The 21697-nt window shown below is 42.3% G+C and carries 19 protein-coding genes and 2 pseudogenes; 5 read left to right on the top strand and 16 right to left on the bottom strand.

The features are described from left to right. Positions 1–94 precede the first annotated feature (94 nt). Positions 95–514 (top strand): annotated as a pseudogene (locus tag V7L05_RS13055) (Uma2 family endonuclease); the annotation flags it as partial. A 185-nt stretch (positions 515–699) separates the two neighbouring features. Here V7L05_RS13055 and V7L05_RS13060 read toward each other — a convergent pair. From V7L05_RS13060 to V7L05_RS13120, 12 genes are all read right to left on the bottom strand, one after another. After that, on the bottom strand, positions 700–939 hold the full coding sequence (locus tag V7L05_RS13060; RefSeq protein WP_335164567.1) for a tetratricopeptide repeat protein: 240 nt from the start codon (positions 937–939) through the stop codon (positions 700–702). Between the two features lie 21 nt (positions 940–960). Further along, positions 961–2097 carry a serine kinase gene (locus tag V7L05_RS13065; protein ID WP_335164568.1) on the bottom strand — a complete coding sequence of 379 codons (1137 nt, stop codon included), beginning with the start codon at positions 2095–2097 and terminating at the stop codon, positions 961–963. Beyond that, on the bottom strand, positions 2098–3165 hold the full coding sequence (locus tag V7L05_RS13070) for a nucleotidyltransferase family protein (protein WP_335164569.1): 1068 nt from the start codon (positions 3163–3165) through the stop codon (positions 2098–2100). 6 nt (positions 3166–3171) lie between these two features. Continuing rightward, on the bottom strand, positions 3172–3624 hold the full coding sequence (locus V7L05_RS13075) for a PqqD family protein (protein ID WP_335164583.1): 453 nt from the start codon (positions 3622–3624) through the stop codon (positions 3172–3174). A 605-nt stretch (positions 3625–4229) separates the two neighbouring features. Continuing rightward, complete coding sequence (locus V7L05_RS13085; protein ID WP_335164584.1) at positions 4230–5192, bottom strand: glycosyltransferase family 4 protein; 963 nt, start codon at positions 5190–5192, stop codon at positions 4230–4232. Then, positions 5193–5366 carry a hypothetical protein gene (locus V7L05_RS13090; protein WP_335164570.1) on the bottom strand — a complete coding sequence of 58 codons (174 nt, stop codon included), beginning with the start codon at positions 5364–5366 and terminating at the stop codon, positions 5193–5195. 4 nt (positions 5367–5370) lie between these two features. Beyond that, entirely contained in the window at positions 5371–5643 is a 273-nt protein-coding gene (locus V7L05_RS13095) for a hypothetical protein (protein WP_335164571.1), read from the bottom strand. Positions 5644–5653: 10 nt separating this feature from the next. Then, complete coding sequence (locus V7L05_RS13100) at positions 5654–6352, bottom strand: glycosyltransferase family 2 protein (RefSeq protein WP_335164572.1); 699 nt, start codon at positions 6350–6352, stop codon at positions 5654–5656. Between the two features lie 122 nt (positions 6353–6474). Further along, positions 6475–7542 carry a glycosyltransferase gene (locus tag V7L05_RS13105; RefSeq protein WP_335164573.1) on the bottom strand — a complete coding sequence of 356 codons (1068 nt, stop codon included), beginning with the start codon at positions 7540–7542 and terminating at the stop codon, positions 6475–6477. A gap of 57 nt (positions 7543–7599) precedes the next feature. Next, on the bottom strand, positions 7600–8991 hold the full coding sequence (locus V7L05_RS13110) for a tetratricopeptide repeat protein (RefSeq protein ID WP_335164574.1): 1392 nt from the start codon (positions 8989–8991) through the stop codon (positions 7600–7602). A 15-nt stretch (positions 8992–9006) separates the two neighbouring features. After that, entirely contained in the window at positions 9007–10263 is a 1257-nt protein-coding gene (locus V7L05_RS13115; RefSeq protein WP_335164575.1) for a nucleotidyltransferase domain-containing protein, read from the bottom strand. After that, entirely contained in the window at positions 10263–12041 is a 1779-nt protein-coding gene (locus V7L05_RS13120) for an ABC transporter ATP-binding protein (protein ID WP_335164576.1), read from the bottom strand. The genes V7L05_RS13115 and V7L05_RS13120 overlap by 1 nt, the downstream gene beginning before the upstream one ends. Positions 12042–12383: 342 nt before the next feature. Between V7L05_RS13120 and V7L05_RS13125 the strand changes: the two genes are divergently transcribed. The 4 genes from V7L05_RS13125 to V7L05_RS13140 all read left to right on the top strand — a co-directional run bounded on the left by V7L05_RS13125 (position 12384) and on the right by V7L05_RS13140 (position 15423). Continuing rightward, complete coding sequence (locus tag V7L05_RS13125; protein ID WP_335164577.1) at positions 12384–12944, top strand: Uma2 family endonuclease; 561 nt, start codon at positions 12384–12386, stop codon at positions 12942–12944. A 404-nt stretch (positions 12945–13348) separates the two neighbouring features. Further along, entirely contained in the window at positions 13349–13909 is a 561-nt protein-coding gene (locus V7L05_RS13130) for a Uma2 family endonuclease (RefSeq protein ID WP_335164578.1), read from the top strand. Between the two features lie 107 nt (positions 13910–14016). Continuing rightward, a complete protein-coding gene (locus V7L05_RS13135; protein WP_334952131.1) occupies positions 14017–14208 on the top strand; it encodes a hypothetical protein in 192 nt (63 codons plus the stop codon). 90 nt (positions 14209–14298) lie between these two features. Continuing rightward, positions 14299–15423: an AI-2E family transporter gene (locus V7L05_RS13140; RefSeq protein WP_335164579.1), complete on the top strand. Its 1125-nt coding sequence runs from the start codon at positions 14299–14301 to the stop codon at positions 15421–15423. 259 nt (positions 15424–15682) lie between these two features. Here V7L05_RS13140 and V7L05_RS13145 read toward each other — a convergent pair whose 3' ends face one another. The 4 genes and pseudogenes from V7L05_RS13145 to V7L05_RS13160 all read right to left on the bottom strand — a co-directional run bounded on the left by V7L05_RS13145 (position 15683) and on the right by V7L05_RS13160 (position 21507). Further along, positions 15683–16495: a DUF928 domain-containing protein gene (locus tag V7L05_RS13145; protein WP_335164580.1), complete on the bottom strand. Its 813-nt coding sequence runs from the start codon at positions 16493–16495 to the stop codon at positions 15683–15685. A gap of 98 nt (positions 16496–16593) precedes the next feature. Further along, on the bottom strand, positions 16594–18930 hold the full coding sequence (locus V7L05_RS13150; RefSeq protein WP_335164581.1) for a CHASE2 domain-containing protein: 2337 nt from the start codon (positions 18928–18930) through the stop codon (positions 16594–16596). Positions 18931–19109: 179 nt separating this feature from the next. Beyond that, complete coding sequence (locus V7L05_RS13155; RefSeq protein WP_335164582.1) at positions 19110–20063, bottom strand: DUF1822 family protein; 954 nt, start codon at positions 20061–20063, stop codon at positions 19110–19112. Between the two features lie 192 nt (positions 20064–20255). After that, a pseudogene (locus tag V7L05_RS13160) lies at positions 20256–21507 on the bottom strand (RNA-guided endonuclease InsQ/TnpB family protein). Between the last annotated feature and the right edge of the window lie 190 nt (positions 21508–21697).

The raw sequence follows: 21697 nt of genomic DNA on the forward strand, positions 1-21697 counted from the left end.
TTGGTTTGAGGTTTAATCTGATTGCTGCTCTTTACAATTACGAGCTTCATCTCCTCCAATCCAAATTTGCCTGAGCGACTTTTGCAAGAGGTCTAATACCGAAGCAGCTGATTATCTCCGCACACTGCTAGGTGAACGGGCAAAAATCCGCGATGCCAAACCCATCACCCTACCCAACGACTCAGAACCCATCCCCGATGTTGCTATTGTCAAACCTTTAGGCGAGGTCTACTTAGAACATCACCCTTACCCTGAAGATATTTTCTTGATTATCGAATTTTCTAAGTCCACCTTGAGCAAAGACTTAGGTGCTAAAAAAGACATCTATGCAGAAGCAAGCATTGCTGAATATTGGGTTGTCAATCTCAAAAATTCTCACTTGCAAGTATTTCGAGATTTAAAAAATGGACAATACACAACAGAACTGACATTAACTACAGGTATTATTGTCCCCCTAGCTTTTCCTGATGTATCTATCCAAGTTAATCGCCTCGTGGGTTTCGCAAAAATATAATTTCTAGCACCTGTCAGAAATGAAAGATGTGAGGCGATCTGAATGTGGGATATAACTATTCTATGAGTTTGCATTAATTTCAAATCCTAAATAGATAAAAAAGATTTGAGTAAATTTCTAATTCCAGTTGAATTGCTGCCCTAACAATTGTTCTAGAGCTTGGTTATGAGGTTGAAAAAAATCGCTCAAAGCCTGACGAATGGATGGAGGAGTGCTGGATGGTTTCGATTGATCGCCTGCTGATAACAATCGATCGCACCTTGCCAGTTTTTTTGCTCTGCCAACAATTTCCCTAGGTGATAGTGAGAATCAGCCGATCTCGGATTCAGGCGAATGAGCCAGCGATAATATTGCTGTTGGGCTGGTAGAAGTACAGCCACTAATCTAGTCAGTCCATTGATGATTTTTCGGCGTAGATATCCCATACTATTGCCTCCTGGAAAAGTTTAAAGTTGCGAGAGTAAATGCTCGATTACTATGGGAATTTGCACCATATCTGTCCCAAGTTCCAAAGCATAACAGGGAACCTGCTTGATTAAACTAGACATAATCCCAAATGCTGTTTGCCCACTGCCCGCCAGTTGAAAAATTGTGCTGGGCGCTAGTGCCTTTAATGCTGTGCCTGCGGTTGCTGGACGTAATTTGGTGTCTAATTTCCCCGTAACTTGAGGGATCAACACAGCTTTAATCGGAAATCCGCGTGTAATTTTTTCAGGATGATGCTGATGCAGAAACAGCATGGCTTTTTCTAGCTCTAACCGCTCTACATTATTGACCATCGGCGCTAATCTCGGAAATCGCTCCAAATCTGCTTGACCCTTAAGTTTTGCGGTGTTGTACAGGCTGTAAACATAGGGTTTAGGATCGGTGGAAACTAGGCAATAATCATCACTGGCATACATCAGAGGACTATCGATGCAAGCCAGTGCCGTAGACGATTTTCCCGATCCGCCTTTTCCTACTAGCAAAATTCCACCATCGGGCATACCTACCGCTCCTGCATGAATATACTGATGCTGTCGATCGCTTGTCCACCAATTCAAAATAGTTTGGATCGGTGAACCCTTTTCCCAGTAGGGAATATCTTGAGCGTCCTCAATCCAGTAACAGGCAAGATTTTGCTGCCGATCGAGCACACTCAGAATGTTCGGCCCAATATGAAAATTTGTGCGAATGCGATCGCCATCATAGACCTTAATTTCTTTGCGAGGGCCGAGATAATCTGTCCAATGGAGCCGAATCAGTTCCAGAAGACTGTTGATCAGGAGCGGTAATCGTGTTCCAGTCGAGGCATTATCCCAGAGACAAATAGTCAGGTCGGGATGTGCGATTGGTTCTGCCATCAAATGGGACAAGGCTGGCGTAATTTGAGGAATCAGTCCTGACCCAGCAAAACGCAAACACAGAGAGTAGCCTGCGATCGTATAAAACCGATCAATGCAACTTGAAATCTGCGCTGCCCTCTGAAAGCCTTCATAAACAAGTTGAAAGTAAGCAAGGCGATCGCGCTCTTCGATCGCTTCGCTGGCACCAGAGGCGATCGACAAATAGGGGTGTGGAGATAAGTCTGGATTTGGTTGCATTCACTCACCTAATTCAAGAGCTGATTTTTTTGGTTTTAAAAGACTTTTTAAGACCTGTCTACCTGGAAATGGGCGATGTCTGAGATGGAGCAGTTGAGTTTCTAAATGGCTGAGTGGATAAAGGGATTGAGCGATTGTCGATCGCACCCAGGATCGCTGATCGCTAGCCAACACCTGATAGTTTAGCCACTCCGCCTGGGCAATTGGCATTTGGCAGAGGGCTGGCAATACCCAACTGGGCGCTGAATACTGAAAAACTTTGTGTAATAAAATCAGCATATTTCGCACTGGCAAAATTAGTTGATATCGTTGAGCCTGAGTGATCAGGCGCATCCAGTCCAGATCATTACCGGACTTCCGAATCAACATGATTGCATCGGCTATGCCATAAATTTGAGGCGAGCTACTTTTAAAGAACGTCCGGGCACACCCGTTCAAAAACTGATCGGTCGGGCTGAGTCGCCAGCCAGGTAGATCATCTCCATTGGGTGTCGCATAATGCCAAACCTCCTCATCAGTATAGTCTTGAGGAATTGCCCAAAAGAGATGCCCCTGTAAATAAAGTGAGTGTTCTTGCACATCCTGTAAGTGGATGGGTGTTTGGGCTAAAGCAGGGGAGATATGCCAGTTCACACCTGTTAACCGTTGAATTGTGTTCTCTATTTCAGCAGCACGAACCAAGAAATGCAAGCTAGAGATCGAACGATAATTTTCGATATGGGATAGAGCCACATCGCCCAGCACGATTACCTCGATTCCCCCGCTCTTCAAATGGGACAAAAGGGTTGTTAAGGCTTTGATTTGCAATTGATTAGCACACCAATTTCGACGATAGATCCCTTTAAGCCTGGCCATATGAGGATCTTCGACCCCATGAGCCAATAAATTTTGGTACAGCTGTGGCAGCAATACATAGGACTCAGCGTCTAAGACTTCGATATCAACCGAGGATCGCCATTGCTCCCAGGCCGTGAGCGCGGCTTTTTCTTTTAGGAGTGACGCTTGCAGCAAAAGCTCTTGTGCCAGGGTTGGCCGATAGCTACCAAAGTGGAAAAAGCGATCGCTCATCGTCAGTTATGTTGTTTTTGCGTTGGGCCATCCAGCTTCCATATCCACTTCATGAATGGGATCGAGCAGCAGCAAATCTTCCATATCAGTGAACTTCTCCAACATGGGTTTCTCAAAGCGTGGCCTCTCAGTTGTTTGAGAAGTTTTTGGAGTGCTGTTATTGATGCCTACTGACTTGGTGCCTGAGTCTGTGATAATAAGCTCTTCCTGCTGCAAATTTGCCAAAAACTCATCCATTCCAGCAGTGATTTCCTCGACACTACCATCATATATTTGTGTCATTTCTTGAATCAAGCTGTAGCGGTCAATCTGACGCTCAATTCTACTCCAAACCTCTGCTCCAGTTTTCAACAAGCTATAGTAATAACCTTTGTCTAAGTTGACAATGACAACTTCTCCATCGATCGTTTCACAAACAACCTGAGTATTATTGACTCGAAGTACTTGGCTCTTTTCCATAGTTTCACCAAAATAAAACGACGTGGTTGTAACTCCTCTGCAAGCATATTCGCATTCAGCTTCGATCGGCAACTGATATTTCTTGCCAGTTTTAGGACTCAATTTTTGACCAAAAAGCGAGGCGCAGAGCAAATGGCTTTAGACATGGGGATAAGCCGTTAACCGTTAACTGGCTTTAGCCACCTAAGTAGAGCGGTGTAAATAATTAAAGGTTTGTAGTGAGGACTTTAGTTCTCAAATGAGGGCTTCAGCCATCACTAAAAAGTAATTTCAAGATTTTTTACATTACTAGGACTAGCCCTTTCAAGGTGACTCCTAAAATCTGTTTTTTCTCTCTGTGTCGCGCCAGTTGCTTCAAGTCGGGGAACCCGCCCAACGCACTGGCTTCTCTGTGCCTCTGCGGTTAAAAAGTAATTTATTTAACCTTATTAGGCGCAGACAACACAGAGTAAAGAGATTAAAGAGGAATTTTTTGACCAAAATTTTTACCCACCTTGAAAGGGCTAGTCCTAATTACTTAACTTACTTTGATTTATTCTCACCTACTTACTTAGATGATTAATATTCATATTCTGTTATGCGTACAACCAACCTTTTATCTCTCATTATGGGGCAGGTAGTTGAGATTTAATAGCCACCCCTGATAGCTCTTGGTACAGAGCGTCATAATGATTAATACAATTTTTTAGGTCGAAGTTCTCTTGGACTTTTTGTCGAGCCGCTTGCCCCATTTGATTTGCCAATACAGGATTTTCTAGAAAATAAGTAATTGCCTCAGCCAAACTGACGCTATCTTCTAGCTCAATTAGCAATCCTGTCTGTTGATGCACGATTAGTTCGGGTAAACCATTAACTGCGGTAGCAACAATCGGTCTAGCCATTTGAGCAGCTTGAATCGCCACTAGAGGTAGCCCTTCCATTTGGCGAGAAGGTATAAGGACAATCGTTACCTCGTTCAGTAGCGCTGGAACTTCTGCATTATCTACCCAACCGCGAAATTCTACAACATTACCCAATCCCATATCTACTGATTGCTGCATCAGATCTGCTTTTGCAGTACCATCGCCACCAATGATCATTCGCAGTTTAGGAAAACGATTAATCAGCAATGCAAGGGCTTGCAAAGCAATATCAAAACCTTTATTAGGTACTAGCCGTCCTAAACACAACAGTTTTGGAGTATCTATATTCAATGGTCTTGGTGGTAATTTAGGCAACTCAACACCATAGTAAATCAGTGACGATCGCGCTGACACAGAGGGATCAAATTTACGAATATTTGCTAGTTCCTGCGCTGATACTGTAGTCAGCCACTGCGTCGCCTGAAGCGTTCTATTTAGCAATGACTGGGGAGATGAACATATTTCTGGGCAGGAATGAATAGTTGTCAAAGTGGGAGCAGGATAAGCGTTAAGCGTCTGCAAATGAAAATAGCTAGCTGCTCCAAAATGAAGATGAACTAAGTCAGGTTGAAATTTTTTTTTGAACTCAGTGATTTGTTTTCGCAATAAAATCATCTGTTGCAGATTTCCATTTTTTAAGGCGTTCCAAAAGGGAAAGCGATGTATTTAAATTTCACTATTACCATCCCATTCACGAAATCCTTCTACTTCTGAAGAAGTTACAATTTCAATTTCATATCCACGTTCTTGTAATGCTGGAATTAAACTAGCACTGAAAATCTCACTTCCACCAATATGGGGTAAAAAAAAGTCTATCCAATATAAAATTTTACGGTTCATAGGGTTAATTTATCGGAAAGGTTGCATTTGTGAGGAGATTTTCAGCATTATCTTGCGGTTCGTATCCTAGTAAGGTTTGAGCATTACTGATATCCCAATAGCGGCGAGTATTCCCAGAAATTGCATAAAAAATCTGAAAGCCTAGATTTTCATGCTCGCGAAAATGATAGTCGTTGCTGAGTTGATGCCGCAAGGATGTCTTGATCGCTCCAGCAGCACCCGTCAATAAAACAACTTTCTGATTGGGATTAGGGCGAGATTGAGAAAGACTAAGCATTTTACGACTGCTAAATCGACTTAGGGTGGTTAGCTCGTTGCCGATCTAGTTTAGCTTTTAGCAGGTGTAGACGTTCATTCGCATGTTGACGCTCAATCGAGCCATTGTTAGTTTCATGCAGTCGCCTGCGATAAACTACGTCAGGAAGCGTAACTTGTCGAAGCTGATGTTCGATCGCTGAGATATACCAACTAATATCGATAGTCGTTTTTAATTTGACATCGAACAAACCAATCCGCAGGAAGGAGTCTCGCTTAATCAGCATGGAAGCGGAAAGATGAGCAGCGATCGCTTCTTCTGGACATCGAATCCTTTGTCGAAAGGTTTTATCCAACTCTGGGCTATAAAACTGTTGAGCATAGCCAAATACAGCCTCTAGGTTTGGATCGGCTTCAAAGGCTGCCATCTGTTTTGATAGCTTGTCCGCGACCCAAATATCGTCAGAGTCGAGAAAGGCAAGAAATTCACCGTTTGAGAGCGCAATTCCAGCATTTCTAGCAGACCCTATTCCCTTATTGGACTGGTAGTGATAGATGATTGGGTATCTTTTGGCAATTTCTGCACTGCGATCACTCGATCCATCATCAACCACAATCAGTTCAATCGCTGGATAGGTTTGAGCTAAGACACTTTCGATCGCCTCTGCTAAGTAGCGATCGCGGTTATAGACTGGAATAATAACGCTAATCAGGGGAAAATCAGAATCCATATATCAGTAATTAGTTGATAGATTGTAGCTTAAGAAATTCTTATAAAGACCGCTGATAAACTTATTCGGTATTGTTAGTATAAAGATATGAGAGCTAGTAGTTTCTGAGCAGCACTCCAACATCAAAATTGTGCTTTTGCTAACTCAATTTGTTTAATGGCATATTCAGGTGTTTGCGGTTTATGTAACTTGTTGAAAAATAGTTGATCCCACTCTACAGAAAAATTTCGTTGAATTCCTTCTTGCTCATAAATACTTTGAATTACTGAAGTTAGTGAAAGACGATGTTCCCTAATTTTTTCTAACGTCTTATAGCGAATTGTATCAGCAGAAATATTACGCCGAATTAGTTCCTTAACACCCTCCTTAACTGCGTCTGGATCATCTTCAACAATTAATGTATATTCTTGATCAAAAAAAACATCTCGACCGCCTTTACTCTTAGTTGAGACAATTGGTAATCCACTCAATAGATATTGCATACTTGCATACATCGCACCTTCAACACTAGACAAGCAGAGTCCAATCTTGCAACTATTTAAGCATTGATTGACTATAGGCGGAGATAAATTTTCATACTTTTCAGATAAAGTATCATTGAATAAATAAGCATGGGGAAATTGCTGTAATACTTCCCGATAACAAGAGAGGTCATCAATATAATCGTAGTAATAAATAAAAGCAATACTATCGATATTTTTAGCCAAATAGTGTCTTTTGTATGGACTTATCCTGGCATCATAAACAGCATCAAATAGCTTAGGAGTAGAGGGAATAGGTCTGAATATTTTTTCATCCAACAGACAGTTCTGGTTGCTAAATATTGCATTTAGTCCATATTCTTGAAAGATTTCCTGTTGTCGCAATGTATTACAAAGATGGATGAATTTATGTTTGGGATATTGACTAATATGCTGATTTTCAAGAGTTTTTAGCTTTTCAACTTCCTTAGATTTCTCCATATCCCACCACCAATTCTGTAAAAAGTAGGCAGTTTGATCTTGAAGATAGTTAAATACTGCATCCAAAGATCCATATCCCCATTTCCCAAATGAACGTGGCCCATAAAAAATAGGTGGTTCTGTTGAAAGCAATGAATATAGTACAGCCTTTTGATTGTATTTTTTACAATGCTGCTGATAGAGATCAGGACGCTTTTCGTATAATTTTGAAAGCTTAGAAGATTCCATTTATTATTCCCATAAGTTAGTTTTTTGTGCAGAAATCAACAATCATAAATAAGTTAGTTAAATACTCTTATATACCTCGCTGCTACAAAAACTTTTCAGAAAGTAATCTGCCGAGAGTTTATGTCTGGTTTCGCAGGATTTAAGATATTGGTGTGCCTCTAGAATCAGCGAAGTATCCAAAGCTTTTTCGGCAGCCTCTTTTAGAGTATGGAAATACATGGGATAGTCTTCTCCAAGATACTCTTTCACCGCAGGTAGGGGATTTACTAACAGTGGAGTCGCACGGGCAATGCATTCAATAATCGCATTGTTAGCACTAGCGTCGTACAAATCCACAAAAGCAATATTCATTGATAACAGGTTGTCATACTCATCATCAGGAATATGTTGAATAACGGTCGTATTTTCAAGATAAGCTGCATCAATTTCGATTTTATAAATCCTTGCTTCCACTTTCATCAGTTGTGCAAACATTGCCTCGGCTGAATCAAACAAAAACCCTAGCCTAACTTTTTCATAGCCGAGGGGATTATTGCGAGCCAGAGGCAATTGATAAATCGAGTGCAGCTTCCGCAGCCACCAACCAATCTGCACAACTTTTTTATGGGGATTAGTGAGAAACTGATTGAAATCAAATTGTTTGTCTGGTATCTCAGTGGGATGGGTTAACACCGAAACGGGTTTGCCTGTATGCTCTCTTAGCCACTTGGCAGCATAGTGAGAAAGGGAAAATAAACCTACACAATGCGGTAAACTGGTTTGCCATATTTCCTTTTCAAACAGCTTCTGGGGAGATCTTTGGTAATTAAACCAGATAGGCATAGACTGAGGATTATGCAGGACTCCAATCCAAGGTTTTTGATAGGGAACAATTCCCTTTTCTTCTGACGTTGCTAAACTTTGAAAGACTCCGTCTGTTCGCATTTTTGCTAATATTCGAGGCGATCGCTGTCCTGGACGATTATGTTGAAAGAGAAATTGATGCTCTAAACAGCCATCAAACAAAATACCTTGAGGATTGTGTAAAGGGCTAAGTGCTTGGATGGCAAAATTCCAACCACTGCGATGAAATTTAAAAACTCTTTGTTTGCCCAAGTTAATTTTGCCAGTGGTGATGGCATTTTTTAATTTGATAGGAAACCAAATATTTTCTGATTGAATTGATGGATTGGGAGACTGCTTTGGCAAGCCCAAGCATTGGTAATAGAACGAAAGATCGGTTGTCTCAAAATCGAGAATAAGTGCTTGCTCATAGTACTCTATGGCTTCATCCATGCGGCGTTGTCTGAGCATTAAATTCCCTAACTGCTGATAGGCTGGTAGGTAATCAGGTCGTAACTGTAATGTCTCTTGATAGTGTATGAAGGCATTCTCAAAATTACCCTGAATTTGCCAAGCATTTGCTAATTTGAATTTAGTTAATGCTGAGTCGATATTTAACTTTACCATGCTTTTTTCCAAGTACTAAGAGTTGTTCTGGATTACCAAAGATCTACGAAAAGGTAAAAACTTAATTAGCAGTCGAATGGGTCGAATTACATAATAGATAAAAAATAAACTATTGGGTAGCTGTAAAAATTCGCGATCGTTCTGATTTGGTGAAATTGTAAACTGGAGATAGCGTCCAATGATTAATAAACTATACCAAGACCAATCCAGAGTTTTAAGTGGAATGACCCACATCAGCCAATATTTTTGGTAATTTTGTAGATTCAGAAAATTGCCACCTAAAATCTGCCAATCGATTAGTTGACTTCTGGCGCATTTTTCGAGAATGAACTGAGGTAATGGTATATGCAGAAGGTCATGACTGATACCAAGTCCGATGAGGAATAGCCGTTGAGTACATAACTGGGAGGATATTTCCCAGGCTAAGTGCCAATTCAAATTAGGATAAGCTTGAATAACTTGGGCGACATCGCAGACTTGCTTAAAAGGTAGATTCCAATAAGAGTCCTTAGCAGCATTGAGGCATTGAATCACTAAGGTTAGCTCAGGGGAGAGGGTTTTTATTTGCTTACCCATCAGGTCGATCTGACTAAGATTTTCCCACAGTTGCTCAAACCGATCGGGATTTAGAAGTCGTCTGGGTGGAATTCCCCAGTGCAAGTCAATACTGCGTTCTGGATTGCTATGCAGTAAAGAAGGTTGAAATCGCTGATTAAACATAGTTGTCTCAGGATCTCTAGAGGACAAAGAGATTTGGAGATGGTGATTGAACAAATCAATTTCGATTTCTTTTGAGGTAGCAGATTGATAGCCTTGATCAACCAGAACAGCTTTTGTCTGCCAAAAGTCTTGCAGCCGTACTAAGATATCTAAGTCATTAAATTGACGGAGTGCGACATTTCCATAGACAGATGATGCGAGAACTGGCCCCTTAAAAGCGATCGCTTCAATTCCCCGAGACTCAAGTAGTGCCAGAATTTTCAGTAATTCTTTGGTCTGAGCAATATTATTGAGTCCATTCATCCGGTTGAGAGTTTGCAGTTGTACCATTACCGATTGCGGTACCAGTTCCCCCTCGATTGCTTTGAGACTCTGATACAATAACGGCATGACACCATTGTTAATCGCTGTTTGCACCAGATTTTCCCAGTTTAGGTCTGCTGTCAGTAAACTAGTCAGTTCACTAGCAGTTGTGGTGCGAAAATAGAACCGCATACAGGTAAGTAAAACTGTTTCTTCAGGCGTTGAGGGCAGTGGAGAAATGGAAGACATTATTGATAATTTTTCGCTTGGGTTTCAAATAAATGGGCATAAGTACCTTGCTGTGCCATCAATTGATCGTGGATGCCACTTTCCACAATCTCTCCTTGATGCATCACATAAATCCGGTCTGCCATTTTAACAGTCGAAAGGCGATGGGTAATTAAGAGTGCAGAGCGATCGCGCATTATATCTCGAAACTTCTGAAACACCTCAGCCTCAGCATGGGCATCCATCGCACTAGTTGGCTCATCTAGCACCACCAACTGAGCATCCCGCAGAAAAGCACGGGCGAGGGCAATTTTCTGCCATTGTCCCCCACTGAGTTCTTCCCCGCCCTTAAACCATTTTCCCAACAAGGTTTCATACCCTTGGGGCAAACTCTGGATCAAAGCATCAGCCCCAGACTGTAGGGCCGCTTGAGTAATTCGTTCAGGGGTTGGAGGCAGATCGATATTGCCCAGCCAGATATTATCTTCCACCGTAAATTGGTAGCGGTTATAGTCCTGAAAAATCGTACTGATCTGGCGGTGCAAATCGGTCAGCGAAAAGTGCCGCAAGTTGATGCCATCGATCGTAATGCTGCCGTCGGTTACGTCGTAAAGACGGCAGAGTAGTTTCACTAGTGTGGTTTTGCCAGACCCGTTTTCTCCGACTAGCGCGACGATTTCTCCAGGTACAATAGTGAGATTAACCTTCTTGATCGCTTGGCGGGGGGAATTCTGATATTGAAAGCTGACATCCTTAAATACAATTCCCTGTAGCATTGGCCGTGGCACTAATTTAGGCTGAGTGGGTACAATCATGATGGGCTTGAGAGCTAAGAACTCAAATAAATCGGCCAGAAATAGGTTATTTTCATTTAACCCCGCTAGGCTGGCAATCAGTTCTTTGAGGGCACCTTGACTTCGCTGAAAGGCTTGGCTATACAAGACTAAATCGCCGAGTTGAAACCTGCCGTGAATCGTTTGATGAATGATAAAGCCGTAGGTTCCTAACATCACAATTCCAGTGCAGCCTTGCGCGATCAATCGGCTGGTGGCTTGCCGAATGGTGATTGCGAGTTTCTCTTGAAACAGTTGCTGCCTGAGGCCATAAAACCTGTCAATAAATAGATTGCCCAAATTGAATAATCGAATCTCCTTGGCAGGCTGATCTCCCAATAATAAATGCCCAAAATAGTTGGCTTTGCGTTCTATTTCAGTATGATGGCGATGCCAATTGTACATAACTTGGGATTGTCGAAAGCGAACAAATATTGTCGGAATAGATCCGAACAATAAAACGCAGATAAGTCCCCAGTGAAGGGAGATGAGCAATCCGGCGATTGCGAGTAGTGAAATTGCACTTTGCCCCAAAACAGTCAAGTTATTCAGCATTCGGGTAGGTCGATGCGGTGCTTCCCACTTGGCACGCTCCAAAATATCTTGATGCTGAGGACTTTCGTAAGTTTCTAAGTCAATCTCGATCGCTTTTCTATAAAGAATCACCTGCATATGATCGGTGACTCGCTGCGATAAAGTTGCTGAACATATTTCAGAGATCACAGTACTAAAATTGATCAACAACATTACCAGTCCGGCATTAATTAACAGAAATAGAATATGACCAAAAATCTGTGTCTTGTCAGTAAGATTAAAACCCTTAGCAATGTCATCAACAATCAGCTTAATAAGATAGATTAATGCGAGTGGTAAGATACTCTGAATTACCATTAAAACAATATGAACTCCAGTCCAATTCGGGGCACTTTGCCAGACTAATGCAACTGCCCGTTGAATTTTTAGCATTGCAAAACCTAATAAATGAGTAGAGTCTATATAGGACTCGTATTTGATTTTTTAAATAACTCAGTACACATCTATTCCCTTCTTTCCTGTTCCGTTCTTTCCTGTTAAGAGTTCCCTGTTCCCTCCCTACGCAAGTAAGTATGGCTACGCCACGCTGCGCGAACAGGAATCAAATCGGATTCCTACAGCAGTTCTCAGTTGAGTGAAATACAGACCTAATAAGAACAGCCCCTTTTAGGAGAGAGGAATGGAAGTCAGATCAAAGTGTATTGCATCCAAACGAAAACCGCTATATCATCGCGATCGCCCATAATTAAACCATCTCCTCTATTCCACTCACTTATGACTATTGCCAGTCAACCCCAACTAACTTTAGACGACTTCCTCAAATTACCGGAAACTGAACCAGCATCAGATTTTATCAGGGGAGAAATCATTCAAAAACCAATGCCTCAAGGTGAACATAGCCGAATACAGGCTAAATTTTGTAATGTCATTAATTACGTAACTGAAAGCCAAAAAATTGCTTACGCTTTCACAGAACTGCGCTGTACCTTCGGCGGTGCTTCTATCGTCCCTGATCTGTCTGTGTTTCGCTGGGATAGAATTCCTAAAACTTCATCTGGCAGAATTGTTAATCGCTTTGAAATTCATCCCGACTGGGCAATTGAGATTCTTTCCCCAGACCAAAGCTTAAAAAAAGTGTTGAGTAAATTATTGCATTGTTCACGCAATGGTACTGAACTCGGCTGGTTAATCAACCCTGAAGACGAAAGTGTGCTAGGGATTTTTCCTGGACAGCGAGTGGAATTATATGAAGGTGCTGATAAATTACCCATTCTGGAGGGTATCGAGTTGGAACTGACTGTGGAACAAGTTTTTGGCTGGTTGAGTTTAACGTAAAAAAGCGAACGCATTTCCTAGAGAAAGTTGGAAAGGATTGTATCTGTAGGTTTATTGTAGAAACTGGGCGGTATAGCCAAAAATCGGGTGTACCAGAAAAATTTGTATGCCGTACTTTTATAGAAAATCAACTAGGATTGGTTCTGAAATTGCTTTTACTCTCAGCTTTGTTATCGCTATTAATTAAGTATGCAGCGCCAAGTCTATTTACCAATTACTAAGAATTTGATTTTCCTAAGCTGCATCAGTATGAACCCTGTTCGGATCTCAAATAGGATTGCTATACGTAACAATCATCGCCTCGTGGGTTTCGCAAAAATATAATTTCTAGCACCTGTCAGAAACGAAGGACGCGAGGCGATCGCACGCCCATAATAAAACTATCCTCTCCATACTATTTGCTGATGGCGATCGTAACTCAACCCCAACTAACTTTAGACGAGTTCCTCAAACTGCCGGAAACTGAACCAGCATCAGACTTTATTAACAGGGAAATCATTCAAAAACCAATGCCCCAAGGTGAACATAGCTTGCTTCAGCTTACTCTTTGCGAAACAATTAACAGCATAGCCCGAAGCCAGAAAATTGCTGTAGCTTTCCCCGAACTACGCTGTACTTTTGGCGGTGCTTCTATCGTCCCTGATGTGTCTGTGTTTCGCTGGGATAGAATTCCTAAAACTCCATCTGGCAGAATTGCTAACCGCTTTGAAATTCATCCCGACTGGGCAATTGAGATTCTTTCCCCAGACCAAAGGTTAAAAAAGGTATTGAGTAAATTATTGCATTGTTCACGCAATGGTACTGAACTCGGCTGGTTAATCAACCCTGAAGACGAAAGTGTGCTAGGGATTTTTTCTGGACAGCGAGTGGAATTATACGAAGGTGCTGATAAATTACCCATTCTGGAGGGTATCGAGTTGGAACTGACTGTAGAACAGGTTTTTGGCTGGTTGAGTTTGACGTAAAAAAGCGATCGCATTTCCTAGAGAAAGTTGGAAAGGATTGTATTGTAGAAACTGGGCGGTACAGCGCAAAATCGGGTGTACCAGAAAAATTTGTATGCCGTACTTTTATGGAAAATCAACTAGGATTAGTTCTGAAACTGCTTTTACTCTCAGCTTTGTTATCGCTATTAATTAAGTATGCAGCGCCAAGTCTATCAATTCCGGCGACAGCAACCAACGCGCTGATTATAATATTGTTGCCGATTGTGATTATAGCGATCGCGCTACTGTGGCGATTCCAAGCACAGAACCAAAATTAACTCAAACTATCTACGCACAAGTTCCTAAAATGGGCTAACCTAGCTGAATTACCAGAAAATTGCATCTCCCCAACCGTTGGGAGTCAGCCTGTGAACCTCGGTCAATGGATCGGCTTAATCGCCATAGTTCTTTCTTTATACATCCTGTGGCAAATTCGGGAAGTGCTTTTGCTAATGTTTGCCGCAGTTGTGTTAGCCACCACCTTAAATCGGCTAGCGAAACGCTTCCAACGCTTTGGAATGAGGCGTGGATTCGCCGTACTCCTAGCAGTAGCTATCTTTTTTGCAGGTGTCGCGGGTTTTTTCTGGCTAATTGTGCCGCCATTTGCACAGCAGTTTCAAGAACTAACCAATCAGGTTCCTAAAGGGTTTGAACGCTTTAATGGTTGGCTTGATGCCCTGAGAACTCGTATTCCTAACCAGTTAGTTCCTTACATCCCAGATATCAATAGCCTCATCCAACAAGTACAGCCCTTCGTGAATCGACTACTGGGAAACTCCTTCGCCTTTGTATCTGGCTCTTTGGAAGTCGTCCTCAAGATTTTGCTAGTGTTGGTTTTAACCGGAATGCTATTAGCCGACCCTGTGGCTTACCGCAAAGTATTTGTGCGGCTTTTCCCCTCATTTTATCGGCGGCGGGTAGATGGGATTTTAGATAAATGTGAAGTCTCTTTAGAGGGATGGATTACAGGCGCTTTCATTGCCATCTGTGTAGTTGGGCTGATGAGTCTAATTGGCTTATCAATTTTGCGTGTAAAGGCAGCACTAGCTTTAGCGGTTTTAGCAGGATTTTTTAACTTAATTCCCAACCTCGGCCCAACGATGAGTGTCATACCCGCAATGGCGATCGCCTTCTTGGATGAACCTTGGAAAGCGATCGCTGTCTTGGCTCTCTACTTTATCATTCAACAGACTGAAAGTAATTTCATCACGCCCGTTGTCATGGCGCATCAAGTCTCATTGCTACCAGCCATAACCTTAATTGCCCAACTATTTTTCGTCACTTTCTTTGGCTTTTTAGGATTATTTCTAGCGCTACCCTTGACCGTTGTCGCTAAGATTTGGTTGCAAGAGGTGCTAATTAAAGATGTTTTGGATCAATGGGGAAATAATCATACACAAGAGACTGAGTTTGTGATGGTTTCTGAATCTCTTGAAGCAGATGATAATTGGACAGCAGAAAATCCTGATATTAATCAGGAGCGATCAGATTAAACAATTCAAAATTCCAAATTCAAAATCTAAGCTCGACTTTATCCAAAATTAAGAACTGGTTTTCTTTATCCGGCAAAAACCCTGGCCTGGCTTTTTGGCAAATACTTTTTCCACGTCACAGATTATCAATGAAGCGCAAAGTGGGTGCGTCACGGTTTCCGTGCGCCCAACTTTGTAAGAAGTGGAAAAAGTAAAACTACTGTCCCACAAAGGTTACAGCGATAGCTTGAGCGTTGCGAAAAAAATGGATAAAGTCGAGCTAAGGTTTATCCGAGAGAATCGGTTCTGCGGCAATATCATCTAAGTGGATACTGCTTAACAAATTCCGCCACTCTGTTTGCAGTGCTGCATCTTGAGGATTTTTCTGACGCAGTTGAGCCAGTATCGTCAGTGCCTCGTACCATATCCCCTTTTGGGCATAGATAGCATAACGTTTTAGAGGTTCTGTCGTTCGTAGCTCTTTGACTGTGGCTGGATTCAGTTCGACTCGTTGTATTACCCCATCGACGAAAGCCGGGGGAGAATTTTCTTCCTTGTCACAGTTAATCGTGAGAAACCAGTGATATTGTTTGTCTAATGCTAAAGCGGGAGCAGTGGTAGGCAGAGAAACGCGGATGACTCCTGGTTTATCTGGTAGAGCGATCGCTTTTTGGTAAATCTTGTTAGAGTCCTGATCTTGCAGCACAAATTCAACTGCATAGGGCAAATCTTTGGTATATGGCACATAGAAAAACCAACTTGGGCGTTCTAGCGTTGTCTGTCCCCAGACATTAATCACTGAGTCAGCTTGCTTACTAAAAGGCACTAAAGCAGTCAGATCAAGTTTAGTAGGTTTACATCCACCGCTGCGCTTTGCTCCACCACGAACGCGACCTCCCGGAGGTGGGCCAGGTGGAAGTGAGGGTTGATTAAAGGTTGTGGCTTGAGCAAGGGTCGTTTTATGATTAGAGCGATTGCGAAGTAAAGAACCAAGAGTTGGTTTCGCCAGTACTGGAATCAGGCTAACTAATAAACTGGTGCAGCTAAAAGCTACTACTAAAAACAGTTTTATCAGTTGTGAATTTGACTTCATAAAAACCTACCTTAAATAAAAGTCTGAAACTTTCTTCAATTTTGAATTTTGAATTTTGAATTTTGAATTTTGAATTTTGAATTTTGAATTTGAAGTCCTTATTCCCCACTCGCCACCTGAACTTTTGTTTTTGAATTATTATAAATTGACATCAAGCCAACCGTGGCTACCAACGACAAAGCCGATGGTACAAAGGGCACCCAAGCACCCGAAATTAACAAACCAAAGCAAACTATATACAGAACACTAGAGGCAATACTGACTGCCAATGCCAACCAGGGTAACGAAAGCTTTCGCCAAGCCAGGACTCCCCCTACCAAAGACCAGCCCCAAATCCAGGCCACCTCAACCCACAGCGACCAAACTCGCAGCAACGGCCGCCCATCCTGGACAGCACTGAGGATCTGGCTGATCATGTGCGCTTGTACTAACACCCCTGGCATTTGCTCATCTAAAGCAGCGCCATAAGGTGTAGGCCAAGTGTCTGGAGAATCCCCCCTTGCTACCACACCAATTAAAACAATCTTGTCTTTGATGGCGTTGGGGTTAACTGAACTAGATAAAAATGGGGTTAGCTTCACCTGTTCGGCTATTTGTTTTGAAGAACGGTAGTTAAGTAAGATTTGACCGCCATTAGCATCAATATTTTGATAGCCGCCAGTACGAGATTTCAGATTTGGAAAAATAGTTTTACCGAGCTGCAAATTCCCTTCAGGGGTGAACTTTGGTTGAATTCCGGAAGGGCGCAGATAGAGAGAGGCCAGTTGTAGACTGAATGCAAAGGGAGCAGGACACAACGATGTCGCCTCCTGGTTCATAAACAGAAGATGCCGACGGATAACTCCATCACGATCATGAATAAAGTCACTGAATCCCAGGTTAACTGTGGGGATTTCTGGTGGCGGCTTAATGCCTTTGATATTTGCTGTGCTATCACTTCCCTTGCATATGCCAATCAAGTTCTGAGTTTGGTTGAGACGAGTAATTAAATCTGGTTGTTTGGCTTTAAAATCACGGTAGATATCTAAACCGATCGCACGGGGTTGGTATTGATTCAGTTTTGCCAGGAGTTTATTGAGAGATTTTTCAGAAATGGAAGCTCCAATCAATGACTCACCATTTTGTCTTTGAATTGCCAAATCATCATCGTCAATTGTAATTACTAGCAGTCGGGGATCAACTCCCTCCGCAGGGCGCGATCGCATCATCAGGTCAAAGGCTTGAATCTCTAGATTTTCCACAAATCCCAGCAATCTCACCCCACAAACCAAGGCTGTAATTGCCAAACTGGATAATAAGATTCTCTGAAATTTGCGTCTGGTAGGCAAAGCTAAAATCGGTGCTTCTTCAGTTTTTGTAGACCTTAATTCATCCCAACTGGGTGGTATCTGCGCTGGATTTTGGCAAATCACTGGTAGCCAAGTCGCACAGGGAAATCGATCCTCAAGTCCTTGCAACCGTTCTCGCGCTTGGCGTACCGACTGATATAAAGACTGTCCACCAGCAAAACCTTGGAGAAAATACTTTAAGAACTCCTTTGCAACCAGGTCTGGGACTGGTTCACGCATCACAATTATTTCAGGAATTTGCAAATCAGCCAATTCTCGCGCCAATCCCAATCCATCACAGGAGTTGAATATAGCTAGTTGCAAGCCGTTTTCAATCGCTCTCTTGAGAGCGTACTTTAACTCGCCCATGCTGAGGCTATCAGTTTTATTCAGGTAAATTCGTCCGCTTTCTCCATTTCCGTTACTAGAACTGTGCCCAGCAAAGAAGAGAATATCCCAGTTTTTTCCCCAAAGATGGTCAGTCAATTCTTTACGTTGTGGTTCTACCAAAAAGCTGACGTCTGCATTCGGACACTGTTGCAGTAAGGCTTGATCGGCTTCGGTGTCAATCCCCTGACTATTGCCCACAATTGCTAAAATGTTGACTAATGGATTTAAAGTGCGTGGCTTGTAAATGCGATCGTAGGATGGTGAAGAAAGGGCGATTTCAGCCTTGGGGTAGCGTTCTAACAAGTCCCACAGATGCCAGGGTAATAGTTGCAATTGGCTATTTTCTGTTTGCAGAATTACCCGTACTTCTTCCGTGGACGACAATCTTTCTAACCATTTTTCCCTCAAAGGGCGAAACTCCTCTGCTCGCAGCCAGGTATTAAAACGTGCGCGCAAAATATGGGAAGTGTTTTCGCAGTCTTGAATCATCGATACATTCGTCACCTGCATTTGATCAGCATGGAGGCGATAACGATTGCCTATTTGTCGATAACTAGACTGCCAATGACTGTAATAGAGCGGCATTTCCGGGAATGAAGGTAGCTTCCCTGTGATTTCTGTTGTCGCACGCTCGTGTTCTTCACCAATTTGAAGGGTGATAGCAAACCCCTGCTCAAAACTACCCTCCCCGAATTTCAGAATCACTAACTTACCCATCCGTCGCTATCTCCCTGTGCAAATCATGCCCTGTTCTAATGTCTGATCGCAAGCTCCCGAAGCATTTACAGACTTCTTTCAAAATCCCTAAAAGCCGACTTGAATTTTTAATTATGAATTTTTAATTAACCAATTACCACTTATAAATTACCGGCAAAGAGGGAAGATAGCTAGATGTTTCAAATTCTAAAATGTTCGGTAATGCTGATATCATTCATGGCGACTCTAACGCTAAATTGCTCTGTATGTTCCCCGCGAAACTGCAACTGAATGTAGTTGTCTGATTTTCTAGATTGAGCGTCTAGAAATACTGTTCCCGAACTATCTAGAACGGTAAGATGAACTCCGGGCGGCAAGTAGACTTGATTACCAGTGGCGTGCAATTGGAGATGAATACTGGTTTGTTGATCCTTTTCGGGACTGATTTGCACAATCAACATGACTGGTTGGTTGAGAATTTGGATACCCAAATCAATCAGTTTTGCACGTTTAGTGATTGATTCTGGTTGGTTCAGGGCATTTAGTTGCAAAGTTTCAGTACTGCGAAAGGCATAAGCTGGTCTGAGTTCCGGCACGTTCCACAAAGATTCAATAGTCTGCCAACCTTTCTCAAATATACCAGCAAACCAGTGACTCAAATTCACCAATTGGCGCAGTTTCCACAGGTGGTCGATAAACGCTTCCAATGGTTGCAGTTGTTCTAAAGGCAGTGTTTCAGTTGCGACACTAGGCATAAAACCAAGCAGTCTCGCTTCTTGGAGCGATTGATCAAATTGAACTACTAAATAACCCACCCGTTCTTCCCAGGTTTCTGGAGGAATGGAACATCTCTGCTGATGCAGATGGACAGGGCGACACTCCAGACGACCAACTGAGGGCATCTTTAAGTCAGCTACATTCCCACAAAGGCGCATGATGGGGTTCCAGCTGTCACTAGCTTGGAGGTCAGTAGGAATATCCATCATGGTCAAGTAGTCATTCACCACCCACACAGCTAGCGTATTCAGCCGAACTTGCTCTGCTTTTTCAGGATTTGGCTGTTGGTTAGCAAATTGCTGGGCAGTTATGCGAGCTGATTGGGAAATCGGCAATGTTAAAGCAAAATCGTCTAGCTGATAGGTGGAGTTATTCATAAATCAATCCCTAGTGATCAATGCTGGTATATACATATCACCCACATTCACTAAATTTATGCCACAAAATAGAGAATGATTATTGGAAAAATAGAATTAGGGATTGGCGATTGGGGGCTAGGGACTAACACTCCCAGTACAGCGTTTAATAATATAACTCCAGCTTATGTCAGGGAAATCTCATAGAGTGAACTACTCAGACTTGCCTACGGCTGAAGTCTGAGCTTCTGCAATCACGGGGGAATGCCGCAACTTGGACTTTCCGCCCTAGCCTTGGTCTTACCTCCCCTCCTACAGCAGAGACGGCTGAACCTTCCGCCTTTATCATTCTGATGCCCTCTGCTCTTATGTTCTGCGCGGCGTTCGCGTCCCGATCATGATGAGTGCCACAGTGGGGACAAGTCCATTCCCGGACATCCAATGGCATCTCACCTATTTGATAGAAACAATTAGAACAGAGTTTGGAACTGGGGAACCATCTATCAATCTCAACTAAAGAAGCACCTTTGCGCTCTAGCTTGTAGGCTAAAAAGTTGGTGAATGTTCCCCATCCGGCATCAGATATTGATTTTGCCAATTTATGATTTCGTACCATGCCTAATACATGAAGATTCTCTACTATGACAGCTTGGCTATCGCTGACCAACTTATAACTAAGTTTATGTAGAAAATCTTGCCGCAAATTACTAACTCGCTCGTACACCTTGGCAACAACTTTTTTATATCTATTTCTTGATTGACTTCCTTTTTGTTTACGTGCTAATTTTTGCTGCTTACGTTTGAGATTCAGTTCATGTTTGGCAAGATGCTTAGGGTTATCATATTTGGAAACCTTTTCCCCGTCAGTAACAACTGCGAAGTGTTTCAACCCCAAATCAATACCGTAGATTTTATCCTCGCAAGTTACGGGATTTTCACTTGTGTTGAGCGGAGTCGAAACACCCTCTATCTCAGTCAAGATAGAGGCAAGATATTTACCTGAAGGAGTTTTACTCACGGTAACAGTTTTGATTTTCCCCTCAATTAGTCTATGTATTTTGGCTTTGACTATCCCTATATTGCCAGGGAGTTTGACATTACCATCTACAATCTTGACGTTTTGAGGGTACTGGATAGACTGTTTTTCATGCTTAGATTTGAACTTAGGAAAACCAGCGCGTTTCTCGAAAAAGTTTTTGTAAGCTGTGGTCAAATTGAGCGTTGTAGCCTGTAAAACCTGGCTGTAACAATCAGATAACCACACCGTATCTTCAGCTTTTTTGAGTACAGGAATAAATGCATTGAGCGCAACACGGCTAAGTCCCTTCCCTGTTTCTTTATAAGTCTCAATAGATTTATTTAGGGCATAGTTCCACCACCATCTAGCACACCCAAAAGTTTGAGCTAGTTGTATTTCTTGCTGTTGTGATGGATATAAACGAACTTGTACAACCTTGTGTAGCACTCAACATCACCTCCTTAACATCTTCACTTTATCACAATATATATTTGTGGTAAAGGAATCAAATAAAATAGTTGCTGATTCCTATCCCCACCCTACTAAGTACACGTCACCGCAAAAAGGGGTCGGAAATAGAGGAAAATATTTTTTGTAGGGTGGCAGGAGAAACCAGAATATGCAGGGACGTATCTCA

Source organism: Nostoc sp. (assembly GCF_036917755.1).
Taxonomy (GTDB): domain Bacteria; phylum Cyanobacteriota; class Cyanobacteriia; order Cyanobacteriales; family Nostocaceae; genus Nostoc.